Source organism: Paraburkholderia sp. JPY465 (genome assembly GCF_050436725.1).
Taxonomy (GTDB): Bacteria; Pseudomonadota; Gammaproteobacteria; order Burkholderiales; family Burkholderiaceae; genus Paraburkholderia; species Paraburkholderia youngii.
Map to the genome: position 1 here is coordinate 1,519,855 of NZ_JBNDMT010000003.1, position 13,059 is coordinate 1,532,913.

Genomic DNA, 13,059 nt, shown 5'->3' on the forward strand with positions numbered 1-13,059 from the left:
GGCGATGACTCCGGTGCGTGAGTGCGATAGGCGGGTCGGCCGCGCGTTCAGGCCGCCGCGCGCCGTTTGCGCGACGTTGCGGTGGTTTTCGAAGTGGTGCGGGCGCTGCTGCCGCTACCGCTGCGACTGCGCGCGGTGCTCGTCGCGCGAGCCTTTTTGCGCGCGGGCGCGGCCGCCTCTTCATCGGACTCGGCTTCGCTATCGGCCTGATCCTCGTCCTCGCCGGCGGCGCGCTTGCGGCCAGTGGCCGCCTGCTTGCCCTTGCCGCGGCCGAGGCTGCGTTTGAGCAGATCGGACAGGTCGAGAATGTCGGCGGACTTGCGCGACTCGTGCGGCGTTTCGACCTCGGTGACCTCCTCGGTCTTGCCTGCCTGGATCTTGCGCTCGACGAGCGCCATGATGTCGTCGCGAAACGTGTCGTGATACTGCGTCGGGTCCCACGTCTCGCTCATGTCGTCGATCAGCTTTTTCGCCATGTCGAGTTCTTTGGCCGACACGCCGGCGGCCTTCATGCCTTCGGGCGGCACCTTGAATTCGTCGAGGCTGCGCACCTCGTCGGCCCAGCGCAGCGTGTTCAGCGCGAGCATCGGACCGAGCGGAATCAGCGCGGCCAGATGCTGCTTGTTGTGCAGCACGACGCTCGCGACGCCGATCTTGCCCGAGGCCGTCATCGCCTCGCGCAACAACGCATAGACTTTTTCGCCCTTGCGGTCGGGCGTCAGGAAATACGGTGTGTCGAGATAGAGAAACGAGATATCGGCTGCGTCGACGAACGCGAGGATGTCGACCGTCTGCGTCGACTCGGGATTCGCCGAGCGGATTTCGTCGTCCGACAGTACGACGTAGCGATCCTTCTCGTATTCGAAGCCGCGCACGATGTTCTCACGGGTCACGTCCTTGCCGGTGCGCTTATTGATCTGCTTGTAGCCGATCGGGTCGATCGTGCGCTTGTCGAGCAGATTGAAGCCGACCTTCTCCGACTGCGTCGCCGGATAAAGCTGCACCGGTACGTGAACCAGCCCGAAACTGATTGCGCCCTTCCAGATCATATGTGCCATCGCGCGCTCCCCTGTCCCATGGCCCTGAGATATCAGGCGAAGCAGCAAGCGTGCCCGCATTTTGGCGGGTTTTGCGCTGCTGCCACGCTTAAAGCATGCGCCGGTCCGCTCGGCGGCGTGCTGTCATGAGGCTGTAAGTCTTGCGACGAAGCGGCAAAAGCTACGGCTGTCCTTGTTCGCGCGCGCTACCCGGAGGTCGTATCAAGGCTCGAGCAGGACCGGCACGGACGCAAACCCGCGAAACCGCACGCGCCCGCCCCGCGTCGGCTCGCCATCGACGCGATACGCGGGGAAGCGCCGCACGAAGCGCCCGATCGCAATCCGCGCCTCCAGCCGCGCCAGCGACATGCCCGCGCACTGATGAATCCCGAAGCCGAAAGCGAGATGCCGGTTCGGATCGCGGCGAATGTCGAAGCGGTCCGGCTCGGCAAACTGCTCGGGATCGCGATTGGCCGCGCCGATGCACAGCGTGACCGGCGTGCCGCGCGCGACCGCGACGCCGCCGATCTCGGTATCGACCGTGGTCATGCGGTTGCCGAGCTGGTTCGAACTTTCGAAGCGCAAACACTCCTCGACCGCGGTGCCGATCAACTCGGGGGCTCGCGCAGCAGCGCGGCACGCTCGTCAGGCCATTGGCTCAGCGTCACGAGCCCGTTGCCGATCAGGTTGGTGGTCGTTTCGTGCCCCGCGTTCAGGATGAAAATGCAGTTCTGCAGCAGCTCGGCCTCCGATAGCTGATCGTGCGGGCCCTCGCCCTGAATCAGCCGCGTCAGCACGTCGTGCTGCGGATCGCCGGGCTCGCGGCGGCGGCGTGCGACGAGGCCGCGCAGATAGTCGACGAATTCGCTGACCGCGCGATTGCCGCGCTCGAACTGCGCGTCGCCGCTCAGCGACGGCTCGAGCGCGCCGAGTATCGCGAGCGACCAGTCTCGCAGCGGCGCGCGTTCGTCGTGCGGCACGTCGAGCAGATTGCCGATGACCTCGACCGGAATCGCCGACGCGAACTCGCCGATCAGATCGAACCGCCTGCGCTGCGCGGCCGCATCGAGCAGGTCGTCGACGAGCCGGATCAACGCGGGCTCCATCGCCGCGATCGCGCGCGCGCGGTCAGTGCGCCGGCGATCAGCTTGCGCACGCGAGTATGGCGCGGTGGATCGTTGAACACGAGGCTCGTGGTGTGATGCGCGTAAAGCGGCGAGTCGCCGTATTTCGGGCGGAACTCGACGGTCTTGTCGGAACTGAAGGTCTTCGGGTCGCGGTAGACCGCCTGGACGTCGCGAAAGCGCGTCAGGAACAGCGAGCCGTCGGGCATGCGGCGGATCGGCTCATAGGTGCGCAGTGCGCGATAGACCGGATAGGGATCGGCGTAGAACGCGGAACTTAGATGACGCAGATCGAAGTCGCGGGCAAGGGAGGAAGCGTCGCTGGCGGTTGCCGGGGTCATGCGTTGTCTCCGTGGGGCGTCTTGTTGCGCCTGTGATGTGGCGGGTTCGTGTGACCGTATTTGTTCGGTCTGTTCCGTTACGGCGATACGCAGACCGCCGACTTCAATCAACCTGACGACGACTGCGCCACACGATTCGATGCGTCAGTATGAACTGTGCACTGCCGGAGCGCACGGCCAACCCGCCCGCTACGGCCGCCCGCGACGGCGCGGCGAACGGAACCGATACAATAGCGGGATTTTCCGCGCGCCACGCGCCTCTTTCTTCCCGCGTCACTGGTCGTCCATGAACCTCGTCATTCAAAGCGTCGCCCCCCTTTCCGCCGACCACCACAAAACACTCGTCGCGCTCGCGCGCGGCTCGCAACCCGCCGTCATCGACGAGAACGCGATTCGCATCGCCGGCGCGACCCTCGCGCAACGCGCCGACGTCGAAGCGTATTGCTACACGCATCAACTCGACTACGCGTTTGTCGAAGCCGGCCGCCAGTTGCGCGACTTCGGACTCGTCGCGATGGACATGGATTCGACGCTGATCACGATCGAGTGCATCGATGAAATCGCCGATTTCTGCGGGCTCAAAGCCGAAGTCGCGGCGATCACGGAGGCTGCGATGCGCGGCGAGATCAAGGACTTCAACGAAAGCCTGACGCGCCGCGTCGCGCTGCTCAAGGGGCTCGACGCCAGCGCGCTCGAACGCGTGTACGAAGAGCGGCTGCAGTTGTCGCCGGGCGCCGAACGCATGCTCGCCGGCGCGAAACAGGCGGGCCTGAAAACGCTGCTCGTGTCGGGCGGCTTCACGTTCTTCACCGCGAAGCTGAAGGCGCGCCTCGGCCTCGATTTCACGCGTGCGAATACGCTTGAAATTGTGGACGGCAAGCTGACCGGCAACGTGATTGGCGAGATCGTCAATGCCGACGTGAAAGCGCGCACGCTGCGCGAAACCTGCGCGACGCTCGGGATCGAGCCTTCGCGCGCCATTGCGATGGGTGACGGCTCGAACGACCTGAAAATGATGGCCGAAGCGGGACTTTCCGTTGCATTCCGCGCGAAGCCGGTGGTGCGCGAAGCAGCCAGCGTGTCGTTCAATTTCGTTGGACTGGACGGGTTGCTGCGGTTGTTTTGAGGCTGGTGCTCGAGGGGCTCGTTATCGCGTCGGCACCACGGCCGACGCGTTGGCGAAATGCGCGAACCGTGTTGTTATCGGTTGAAAATGGCCGGCAGAAACAGGGCGAACATGCCGATGGAAATCAGGACGTTGAAGATCAACACGCCCTTCATGATGCGGTCGTGATTTTTGCCTATTTCCAACGACAGGATAAATTGTTTCATAAGAGGTAAATGTGTAGGGCCGCGAACAGAAACGCCGCCAGGCAGATCGTGAAAATCGACGCGCTTATCGCCCCACGTGAAAGCGCGCCAACCATGGACTCGGTCTGCCTGTCATCGAGAGCGGTGACGAAGCCATCCTGCCGCACCTTGAGCAAGCATGCCATCACGGCCGTGGGGCAATGCGCCAGCCATACGCGGGCGCAACGAGCGCAAGCGTAAAAATCGGCCCAACAATCGGCACCGCGAGATTCAGCAACACCCAGAAGAAAAGATTCATCGAAGCCCCTCCCCGAGCGCGGCAACGTTATTCGGCAAGCACACGATCGTAGCGTCGCGCACCCGCATCGAACATTCGGCCAAACGGTCAGATCCGCTCGATACTCCGGGCAACAAAAAAGCCCGCCGGGAACGCATCCCGACGGGCTTCTCGGACAACGTGTCGAACAGGCTGACGCGTATTAAGCGAGCTTAGCGAGGCTCTGCTCGATATCCGCCCGCAGATCAGCCTCGTCTTCCAGACCGATATAGAAACGCACCAGCGTGCCGCGGTGCGGCCACTCAGCCGCCGTGCGCATCGACGCGATGTCGTACGGCATCGCGAGGCTATGCGCGCCGCCCCAGCTCCAGCCGAGCGAAAACAGTTCGAGCGATTCGCAGAACATGTCGATCTGCGCCGCGCCGTATCGCTCGTCGAACACGACCGAGAACAGGCCGCCCGCGCCGGTGAAATCACGCTTGTACACTTCGTGCCCCGGACAGTCGGCGAGCGCCGGATGCAGCACCGCGACGATTTCCGGCCGGTTCTTCAACCACGCCGCGAGCGACAGCGCCGCGCGATCGTGCTGAGCAAAACGCAGTTGCATGCTCGGCAGGCTGCGCAGGATCAGCGAGCAGTCGTCCGAGGACACCCCGATGCCCATGCGCATACGCGCCGCCTTCAGCTTCACATGCACGTCGCGGTCGACCGTGATCGTCGCGCCCATCAGCACGTCGCCGCCGCCCGACTGGTACTTGGTCAGCGCCTGCACCGAGATATCGACGCCGTGGTCGAACGGCCGGAACGCGAGGCCGGCAGACCATGTGTTGTCGATCGCGGTGAAGACGTTGCGCGCGCGCGCCGCCGCCGTGATGGCCGGCACGTCGGGCACTTCCATCGTCACCGAGCCGGGCGCTTCGATCCAGATCAGGCGCGTGTTCGGCTGGATCAGCCTGGCAATGTCCGCACCGATCAGCGGATCGTAGTAACGCGCCGTGATGCCGAAATCGCGCGCGAGCCAGTCGCCGTGGTCGCGGTTCGGCGAATAGACGTTATCGGGGATCAGCACGTCGTCGCCGGCCTTCACGAGGCCGAAGTAGACGTTGGATATAGACGACAGCCCCGACGGCTGCAGCAGCGCATGTTTGCCGCCCTCGATCGCGGCAAGGCGTTGCGCGAGCGCGATCTGCGTCGGTGTCGCATGCAGGCCGTAGCGCCATTGCGCGTCGTTTTTCCAGTCGAGCGCGCGCATCGCCGCGAGATCGGGGAACACCACCGTCGACGCCCGCGTGACCGGCGTCGAAAACGATTCGAAGCCCGGCGTGATGTCGTCCTCGGCACGCACGATGCGGGTCTGCAGGCGGTGTTTGGGTTTGGATTCAGTCATGTAGAGCTCGATGAAAAACACGGAGAAGCGGGCCTGAAGCAACGGCCGCGCCGCGCGACTCAAGATGCCCGGCGTGCGTACGCATCAGTCGCCGGTTTGCAGGTTGCTGACGCCGCCCACCGGGTGCCCGCCGGCAGCGGATGCCGGCTCCGGAGCCGCCACTGCGCCGTTCGCAGCAGCCGGCTGCGGAGTTGGGATGGCCGCCTTGGCCGCCGCGCCGGCCGAACCGGCCGCCGGTACCGCCTGCCCCGCCGCCAGGGGCTTCAGATTGAATTCCTGCGGGTTCGAATCGTCGACGTTCATGCGGTCGCCTTCGAGCGAGCCGTCCGCCGCGAACTTGCCGACCCAGTTGCCGGTGATATGCGTGCCGTCGTTCGATTCCTCGACTTCGAGCGTATCGCCGACGCGGTCGCCCGCGATCAGGATCACCTCGCCGTTATCGGTGTACTGATACTCGCCGTGCACACCGGAAGGATCGTCGGTCTTGGGCCCGAGCCGCAGCACGATCGGCCGCGCGCCGAGCGTGCCCACGTAGTGCGGAAACTTCGCGAACTCGGGGCTCGGTTTCAGCGGCAGCTGGATCGGCGGCGGCGCGGCCAGCTCCTTGACCGCATCGCTTTCCGCCCACGCCTGCGACGGCATCCACAGCACCGTGCCGGCACACAGCAGCGCGACGGCGCTTGCCGCCACGCCGGCGCGCTGACGCAACGCGCGCGTTACCGAACCCTTCGTCACTTTCGCTTCCCGCATCCTGTCGATCCTTTGCTGGTTCCTGCTTGCTACCTATGCCGGGCCGGCCTGCCGTGCGCGGTCACAGACGCTCGAAAACCGCCGCGATGCCCTGGCCGCCGCCGATGCACATCGTGACGAGCGCATAGCGCCCGCCGATGCGCTGCAGCTCGTACAGCGCCTTCACGGTGATCAGCGCGCCGGTCGCGCCAATCGGATGGCCGAGCGAAATGCCCGAGCCATTCGGATTGACCTTGGCCGGATCGAGACCGAGCTCCTTGCTGACCGCGCAGGCCTGCGCGGCGAATGCCTCGTTGGCCTCGATCACGTCGAGATCGGCGACCGTCAGACCTGCCCGCTCGAGCGCCTTGCGGCTCGCCGGCACCGGCCCGATGCCCATATACGCCGGATCGACGCCCGCATGCGCGTACGACACGAGCCGCGCCAACGGCTTCACGCCGCGCCGCTCGGCGACACTGCGCTCCATCAGCACGACGGCCGCGGCCGCGTCGTTGATGCCCGACGCGTTGCCCGCCGTCACCGTGCCGTTCTCCTTCACGAACACCGGCTTGAGCTTCGCGAAGTCGTCCGCGGTTGCGTTCAGCCGCGCGTGCTCGTCAGTGTCGAATACGATGTCGCCCTTCTTCGATGCAAGCGTGATCGGCAGAATCTGTTCCTTGAAGTAGCCGCTCGTGATCGCGTGGGCCGCGCGACGGTGCGATTCGAGCGCGAGCGCGTCCTGCGCGTCGCGCGAGATGTCGTACTTGCGCGCGACGTTCTCGGCGGTCACGCCCATATGGATCGACTGGAACGGATCGTTGAGCGCGCCGACCATCATGTCGACCAGACGCGCATCGCCCATGCGCTGACCGAAGCGCGCGGCCGGCATCGAGTACGGCGCGCGGCTCATGTTTTCGGCGCCGCCGCCGATCGCGATATCGGCATCGCCGAGCAGCACGCTTTGCGCGGCCGACACGATGGCCTGCAAGCCCGAGCCGCACAGCCGGTTCACTGTCAGCGCGGGCGTATGCTGCGCGACCCCGCCGTTGATCGCCGCGACGCGCGCGAGATACATGTCTTTCGGCTCGGTGTGCACGACGTTGCCGAACACGACGTGCCCGACTTCATCGCCCGACACGCTCGCGCGCTCCAGCACTGCGCGCACGACGCGCGCGCCGAGATCGGTCGGGGCAAAATCCTTCAGGCTGCCGCCGAACGTGCCGATTGCCGTGCGCACACCGCTTACCACCACTACGTCCCGTTGCATCGCTTGCCCCTCCTGTTGTCTCCAGTTCGCCTGGATGATTGCGCCAACGCGGGCCATGCTGCGCCGCGCGCGGCTTACGTAATATCTAGCCTGCCAGCAGCCGCTCGACGGTCTCGCGCGACGGGATCGGCGCGACCGCGCCATAACCTTGCGTCGACAGCGCGGCGGCGACGTTCGCGTAGCGCGCGGCCGCAAATGGATCGTCGCCCGCAACGATGCGCGCGATGAATGCGCCGCCGAAGCAGTCGCCGGCGCCGGTCGCATCGACCGCATCGACGACGTAACCCGGCACGACGCGTCGTTCGTTAGATGTCGCAATATACGAGCCGTCCTTGCCGAGCTTCAGCGCAACCACGCTCGGCCCGTGCGACAGCAGAAAATCGACGATTTCGTCGCAGCCGGTCAGCCCGGTCAGTTCGGTGACGTCGTCCCAGCTCGGCAGGCAGATGTCGGTCTGGCGGATCGCCTCGAGCATCACCGCGCGCGCCCGCGCGAGCGGCCACAGCTTCAGACGCAGATTGGTGTCGAAGCTCACGCGCACGCCATTCGCGCGCGCATGCGCGATCGCCTCGAGCGCGGCGTCGCAAGCGCTGACGCTGATCGCGAGACTGATGCCGGACAGATGGATGACCTTCGCCGCCGCGAGCGCGTCGCGCGGCAGATCGGCGGGCGCATAGCGGCTCGCCGCCGAGCCCGCGCGCAGATAGTCGAACGCGTGGCCGTTGGGACCGTGGGATACGAAATAGACGCCTGTCGACGCTTGCGCATCGATACGCACGAACGACGTGTCGACCTGCTCGCGCTCCCACAGGTCGACCAGCAGGCGTCCGAAATGATCGGCGCCGACCGCCGATACAAAGCCGGTCCTCGCACCCTGGCGCGCGGCCGCGATGCAGAAGTTCGACGTGTCGCCGCCGAAGCCTTGCAAGTAGTTCGGCTGATCCTTCGCCGACTGGTTGAATTCGATCATCGCCTCGCCGAGCGCGAGGATGTCCGGTGTTTGAGCTTCAGGCCGTGCGGCCGCGCCGGGCGTCATCGCTTAGACCTCGCCCCACAAATCGTGGCCGTCCGCGCCAGTGATCTTCACCGACACGAAATCGCCGACCTTGTAGCGCTTCGACGCCTTGGTGGACGGCGCGATATAGACGACGCCGTCGATCTCCGGCGCATCCGCCGCGGTGCGGCCGATGCCGCCGTCCGCGTTGATCTCGTCGACCAGCACCTTCAGCGTCTTGCCGACCTTCCTCGCGATGCGCTTCGCCGACACCTGCTCGGCCACTTCCATGAAACGGGCGCGACGTTCCTCACGCACTTCGTCGGGCAATGCGCCGTCGAGTTCGTTCGCGCTCGCGCCTTCGACCGGCGAATACGCGAAGCAGCCGACGCGATCGAGCTCCGCCTCGCGGATGAAATCGAGCAGCGTCTCGAACTGCTCTTCGGTCTCGCCCGGAAAGCCGGCGATGAACGTGCTGCGGATCGTCAGATCCGGGCAGATCTCGCGCCACGCCTTCACGCGCTCCATCACCTTCTCCGCGTTGGCCGGGCGCTTCATGCGCTTGAGCACTTCCGGATGCGCGTGCTGGAACGGCACGTCGAGATACGGCAGCACGTGACCCTTGTACGGACCCGCGGCCATCATCGGAATCACTTCGTCGACGCTCGGGTACGGATACACGTAATGCAGACGCACCCACGCGCCGTATTGCGCGGCGAGTTCGCCGAGCGCGGCGACCAGATCCGTCATGCGCGTCTTGATCGGCTTGCCGTTCCAGAACCCGGTGCGGTATTTGACGTCGACGCCGTATGCGCTCGTGTCCTGCGAAATCACGAGCAGTTCTTTCACACCGGACTTGAACAGGTTCTCCGCTTCGAGCATCACTTCGGCGACCGGACGCGACACCAGATCGCCGCGCATCGACGGGATGATGCAGAACGTGCAGCGATGATTGCAGCCTTCGGAAATCTTCAGATACGCGTAGTGGCGCGGCGTGAGCTTGACGCCGGCGGCAGGCACAAGATCGACGAACGGATCGTGCGGCTTCGGCAGATGGCTGTGCACCGCCTGCATCACCTCGCCGACCGCGTGCGGGCCGGTCACCGCGAGCACCTTCGGATGCACTTCCTCGATCAGCCCGGAACCGCTCGCGCTTTTCTTCGCGCCGAGGCAGCCGGTGACGATCACCTTGCCGTTTTCGTTGAGCGCTTCGCCGATCGCGTCGAGGCTTTCCTGCACAGCTTCGTCGATGAAACCGCAGGTGTTGACGACCACGAGGTCCGCGCCGTCATAGGTACCGGAGATTTCGTAGCCTTCGGCGCGCAGCTGCGTGATGATCTGCTCGGAATCGACGAGGGCCTTGGGGCAGCCGAGGGAAACGAAGCCGACTTTCGGCGTGGCGCCCGGCGCGGCCGGAGCGTTCGAGGGGGTGGAAGACATGGGGAACCGCTTGAAGACGTTAAACCGTGAATTGTAGCGGTTCGCCACCGCCACCGCTCGTAAGTCTTTGAATTCTAGTCTTCAAACGGGGATCAGTTCGGCAGGATCGGGTTGATTCAGCTCGCTGTTTTCGGCGCTCAAAACGTGCTCACGCGTCGGCGCCGACGCGCCTGCGGCCGCCAGCGCCTGGCCGATCACCGTAAGAATTTCGTCAGAGTCCTGCACTCGCCGGATCGCCGCATGCAGCTCGGCCGCTTGCGGCCAGGTCCGCTGCAGGTAGCTGAGCCACTGCTTGACGCGGCCGTGCTCATGGGTCAGTGAACCGTGCGCCCGCAGCTTGTTCAGATAGCCGGCGATCGAACCCAGCACCTGCGGCCATTCGCCGGCCGACGGGCACGGGTCCATGCGCCCGCGAATTCGCTGCGCGAGGAACGGGTCCGACACCGCGCCGCGGCCGATCATCACGTCCGCGCAGCCGCTGACAGAGCGGCAACGCTGCCAGTCGGCGACCGTCCAGACCTCGCCGTTCGCGATGACGGGCACATCGACGGCGTCGTCGATGCGCGCGACCCACTCCCAGTGGGCGGGCGGCCGGTAGCGGTCGTCGCGCGTGCGCGCATGCACGACGAGCGAGGCCGCGCCGCCGTCCACCAGCGCCTGCGCGCATTCGATCGCCCGCGACGTGTCGGACACGCCGAGGCGCATTTTTGCCGTCACCGCGATATCGGCCGGCACCGCGGCGCGCACGGCAGAGACGATCTGGTTCAGCAGCTTCGGGGTCGCGAGCAGCATCGCGCCGCCGCCATGCTGATTGACGACTTTGGCGGGACAGCCGAAGTTCAGGTCGATACCGTACGGCGACAGCGTGGCGGCGTACGCGGCATTGCGTGCCATCCACTCGGGATCGCTGCCGAGCAGCTGGATCACCATCGGCGTGCCGCTGGCGGTCACGCTCGCGTGCAGGATCTCGGGCGCCTCGCGCTCATAGACGCGCGTGGGCAGCATCGAGCCCGTGATGCGGATGAACTCGGACACGCAGCCGTCGAAAGCGCCCGCGCTGGTCAGCACGTCGCGCAGTACGTAGTCCGCAAGCCCTTCCATTGGGGCGAGAAACAGCCGGCTCATGAGAATATGGGTGAACGGCGGATCAGCGAAGAACGATCCGTGCGGCCTTCGCAACGGAAGACTCGGACGCGATCGGGGAGACGGTCTGAAACATAAGGCGGGTCAGCGGAAGGAAAACGATAACGGCGCTAGCAGCGATGTGCCGGCAGAGGGGCGCGACGGACCTTAGACCGCGGCCTGAATCCGGTTCCGACGGAAAAGCGTCCCCACGCGCGGGCCGATATTGTAGCGCGCCGGTGGCTGCGCACTCCTGCGAGCCATCTGGGAGATTGGCAACGCAGCAGCCGGATGCCAACGGTACGCCGACGGCCAGTAGCTCGCTCAGCCAGGTCGCGCGATGCCGCTGCAGCTATGAAGGCCGGCTGCGCGTCCGCGGGCTACCCGGAAGCCCCGGTCGAACCGAGCGGATCTCGCCGCCATTCACTCGCTCACTTCTTTTCCGGCTCCGGATTGCCCTGTGGCGTAGCGGGCGCATTGCTCGCGTTGTTCGCATTGACCGCGCCGCCCGGCGTGAACGGGAACGTGGCGAACATGGTCTTCGCCTGGTTCTGCATCTGCTCCTGCATTTGCACGAACATGTTCTTCGATTGCTCGATATAGCTGGTCATCATGCCCTGCATCATCGGCGCCTGCATGTTCATGAACTGCGACCAGACTTCAGGGTTCATCGCCTTGCCTTCATACAGATTCTTCGACTGGTCGGCGAGCTTCGCCTGAATGTCGATGAAGGCCTGGATGTTCTTTTCCAGATACGTGCCCATCATGCCCTGCATCGCATGACCGTAGAACCGGATGATCTGCGACAGCATCGAAGAAGAGAACATCGGCAGGCCGCCGCTCTCCTCTTCGAGAATGATCTGCAGCAGGATCGAACGCGTGAGGTCCTCGTTGCTCTTGGCATCGATCACCTTGAAATCTTCCTGATCGAGCACGAGCTGCTTCACATCAGTCAGCGTGATGTAGGTGCTCGTCTCCGTGTCGTAGAGCCGACGATTCGGATATTTCTTGATCAGTCGTTCGGCCGTTTTCTTTGTAGTAGTAGTCATGTAACGCCTTTAAGCTCGAGTTAAGCAAACGCGGAAACGGCGTCCGGGCTGTGCGATCGAATCGATTGCGCAGCCGGGACGCCGGCGAAACCATCTGAGCCGAAGCGCGCCGCCTTCCGGTCCGGCGCGCCGATAGCTCAGCCCATATGCAAGCCGCCATTCAGCGAAAAATCCGCGCCGGTGGCGAAGCCCGATTCGTCCGACGCGAGCCATGCGACGATCGAGCCGATTTCGTCCGGCTGACCGAGGCGGCGCACCGGAATCGTCGCGACGATTTTTTCCAGCACGTCCGGGCGGATGGCCTTGACCATGTCGGTGCCGATGTAGCCCGGCGACACGGTGTTGACGGTCACGCCCTTGGTCGCGACTTCCTGCGCGAGCGACATCGTAAAGCCGTGGATGCCTGCCTTCGCCGTCGAATAATTGGTTTGGCCGAACTGGCCCTTCTGGCCGTTCACCGACGAAATGTTGATCACGCGGCCAAAGCCACGCTCGACCATGCCGTCGATCACCTGCTTGGTGACGTTGAACAGGCTCGTCAGGTTGGTGTCGATCACCGCGGTCCAATCTTCGTGCGTCATCTTGCGGAACACAACGTCGCGCGTGATGCCGGCATTATTGACCAGCACGTCGATCTCGCCGACTTCGGCCTTGACCTTGTCGAACGCGGCCTTGGTCGACTCCCAGTCGCCCACGTTACCCTCGGAGGCGACAAAGTCGAAGCCAAGCGCCTTCTGCTCGTCGAGCCACTTCGCACGGCGCGGCGAATTCGGGCCGCAGCCCGCGATCACCTTGAAGCCTTCCTTGTGCAGACGCTGGCAGATGCTGGTGCCGATGCCGCCCATGCCGCCCGTTACGTACGCAATTCGCTGTGTCATAAACCACACTCCGTTATCGTTGTCGAGGCGCCTGCCGGCGGCCTCGTGCCTGGCCTGATGCCGGTTCACGTTGCCGCCGGGCGACCGTCTGGCAACGCGCGCT

11 protein-coding genes and 1 pseudogene are annotated in these 13,059 nt (G+C 64.9%); 1 reads left to right on the forward strand and 11 read right to left on the reverse strand.

What is annotated here, in order from left to right; all coding sequences use genetic code 11:
- Positions 1 to 47: 47 nt before the first annotated feature.
- Together QFZ94_RS21580 and QFZ94_RS21585 are read right to left on the reverse strand one after the other, a co-directional pair.
- Complete coding sequence (locus tag QFZ94_RS21580) at positions 48 to 1,058, reverse strand: Ku protein (RefSeq protein WP_429459385.1); 1,011 nt, start codon at positions 1,056 to 1,058, stop codon at positions 48 to 50.
- A gap of 201 nt (positions 1,059 to 1,259) precedes the next feature.
- A pseudogene (locus QFZ94_RS21585) lies at positions 1,260 to 2,502 on the reverse strand (cytochrome P450).
- 286 nt (positions 2,503 to 2,788) lie between these two features.
- Between QFZ94_RS21585 and serB the strand changes: the two are divergent.
- Complete coding sequence (gene serB / locus QFZ94_RS21590) at positions 2,789 to 3,628, forward strand: phosphoserine phosphatase SerB (protein WP_429459387.1); 840 nt, start codon at positions 2,789 to 2,791, stop codon at positions 3,626 to 3,628.
- A 74-nt stretch (positions 3,629 to 3,702) separates the two neighbouring features.
- Here the strand turns inward: serB and QFZ94_RS21595 are convergent, their stop codons facing one another.
- The 9 genes from QFZ94_RS21595 to QFZ94_RS21635 form a co-directional block, all read right to left on the reverse strand.
- Positions 3,703 to 3,834 carry a hypothetical protein gene (locus tag QFZ94_RS21595; RefSeq protein WP_429459389.1) on the reverse strand — a complete coding sequence of 44 codons (132 nt, stop codon included), beginning with the start codon at positions 3,832 to 3,834 and terminating at the stop codon, positions 3,703 to 3,705.
- A 458-nt stretch (positions 3,835 to 4,292) separates the two neighbouring features.
- Positions 4,293 to 5,477, reverse strand: a complete 1,185-nt coding sequence (locus QFZ94_RS21600) for a cystathionine beta-lyase (RefSeq protein WP_429459391.1) — start codon at positions 5,475 to 5,477, stop codon at positions 4,293 to 4,295.
- 84 nt (positions 5,478 to 5,561) lie between these two features.
- Positions 5,562 to 6,227: a hypothetical protein gene (locus QFZ94_RS21605; protein WP_429459393.1), complete on the reverse strand. Its 666-nt coding sequence runs from the start codon at positions 6,225 to 6,227 to the stop codon at positions 5,562 to 5,564.
- A gap of 61 nt (positions 6,228 to 6,288) precedes the next feature.
- Positions 6,289 to 7,473 carry a beta-ketothiolase BktB gene (bktB, locus tag QFZ94_RS21610; protein ID WP_410849162.1) on the reverse strand — a complete coding sequence of 395 codons (1,185 nt, stop codon included), beginning with the start codon at positions 7,471 to 7,473 and terminating at the stop codon, positions 6,289 to 6,291.
- Between the two features lie 85 nt (positions 7,474 to 7,558).
- A complete protein-coding gene (locus QFZ94_RS21615) occupies positions 7,559 to 8,509 on the reverse strand; it encodes a sugar kinase (RefSeq protein ID WP_429459395.1) in 951 nt (316 codons plus the stop codon).
- Between the two features lie 3 nt (positions 8,510 to 8,512).
- The gene (rimO, locus tag QFZ94_RS21620) at positions 8,513 to 9,907 is read right to left on the reverse strand and encodes a 30S ribosomal protein S12 methylthiotransferase RimO (RefSeq protein WP_368585971.1); all 1,395 of its coding nucleotides are present in this window, start codon (positions 9,905 to 9,907) and stop codon (positions 8,513 to 8,515) included.
- Between the two features lie 81 nt (positions 9,908 to 9,988).
- Positions 9,989 to 11,032, reverse strand: a complete 1,044-nt coding sequence (locus tag QFZ94_RS21625) for a tRNA dihydrouridine synthase (protein ID WP_429459397.1) — start codon at positions 11,030 to 11,032, stop codon at positions 9,989 to 9,991.
- 428 nt (positions 11,033 to 11,460) lie between these two features.
- The gene (phaR, locus tag QFZ94_RS21630) at positions 11,461 to 12,078 is read right to left on the reverse strand and encodes a polyhydroxyalkanoate synthesis repressor PhaR (RefSeq protein ID WP_176108638.1); all 618 of its coding nucleotides are present in this window, start codon (positions 12,076 to 12,078) and stop codon (positions 11,461 to 11,463) included.
- 137 nt (positions 12,079 to 12,215) lie between these two features.
- Positions 12,216 to 12,956 (reverse strand): 3-ketoacyl-ACP reductase, encoded by a 741-nt coding sequence (locus QFZ94_RS21635; protein ID WP_176108639.1) that lies wholly within the window; start codon positions 12,954 to 12,956, stop codon positions 12,216 to 12,218.
- Positions 12,957 to 13,059: the final 103 nt, after the last annotated feature.

Excerpts from the sequence above, each read along its gene's own strand:
- QFZ94_RS21580 (WP_429459385.1), bottom strand. The coding sequence starts at position 1,058 with ATGGCACATATGATCTGGAAGGGCGCAATCAGTTTCGGGCTGGTTCAC.
- serB (WP_429459387.1), top strand. The coding sequence starts at position 2,789 with ATGAACCTCGTCATTCAAAGCGTCGCCCCCCTTTCCGCCGACCACCAC.
- QFZ94_RS21595 (WP_429459389.1), bottom strand. The coding sequence starts at position 3,834 with ATGAAACAATTTATCCTGTCGTTGGAAATAGGCAAAAATCACGACCGC.
- QFZ94_RS21600 (WP_429459391.1), bottom strand. The coding sequence starts at position 5,477 with ATGACTGAATCCAAACCCAAACACCGCCTGCAGACCCGCATCGTGCGT.
- QFZ94_RS21605 (WP_429459393.1), bottom strand. The coding sequence starts at position 6,227 with ATGCGGGAAGCGAAAGTGACGAAGGGTTCGGTAACGCGCGCGTTGCGT.
- bktB (WP_410849162.1), bottom strand. The coding sequence starts at position 7,473 with ATGCAACGGGACGTAGTGGTGGTAAGCGGTGTGCGCACGGCAATCGGC.
- QFZ94_RS21615 (WP_429459395.1), bottom strand. The coding sequence starts at position 8,509 with ATGACGCCCGGCGCGGCCGCACGGCCTGAAGCTCAAACACCGGACATC.
- rimO (WP_368585971.1), bottom strand. The coding sequence starts at position 9,907 with ATGTCTTCCACCCCCTCGAACGCTCCGGCCGCGCCGGGCGCCACGCCG.
- QFZ94_RS21625 (WP_429459397.1), bottom strand. The coding sequence starts at position 11,032 with ATGAGCCGGCTGTTTCTCGCCCCAATGGAAGGGCTTGCGGACTACGTA.
- phaR (WP_176108638.1), bottom strand. The coding sequence starts at position 12,078 with ATGACTACTACTACAAAGAAAACGGCCGAACGACTGATCAAGAAATAT.
- QFZ94_RS21635 (WP_176108639.1), bottom strand. The coding sequence starts at position 12,956 with ATGACACAGCGAATTGCGTACGTAACGGGCGGCATGGGCGGCATCGGC.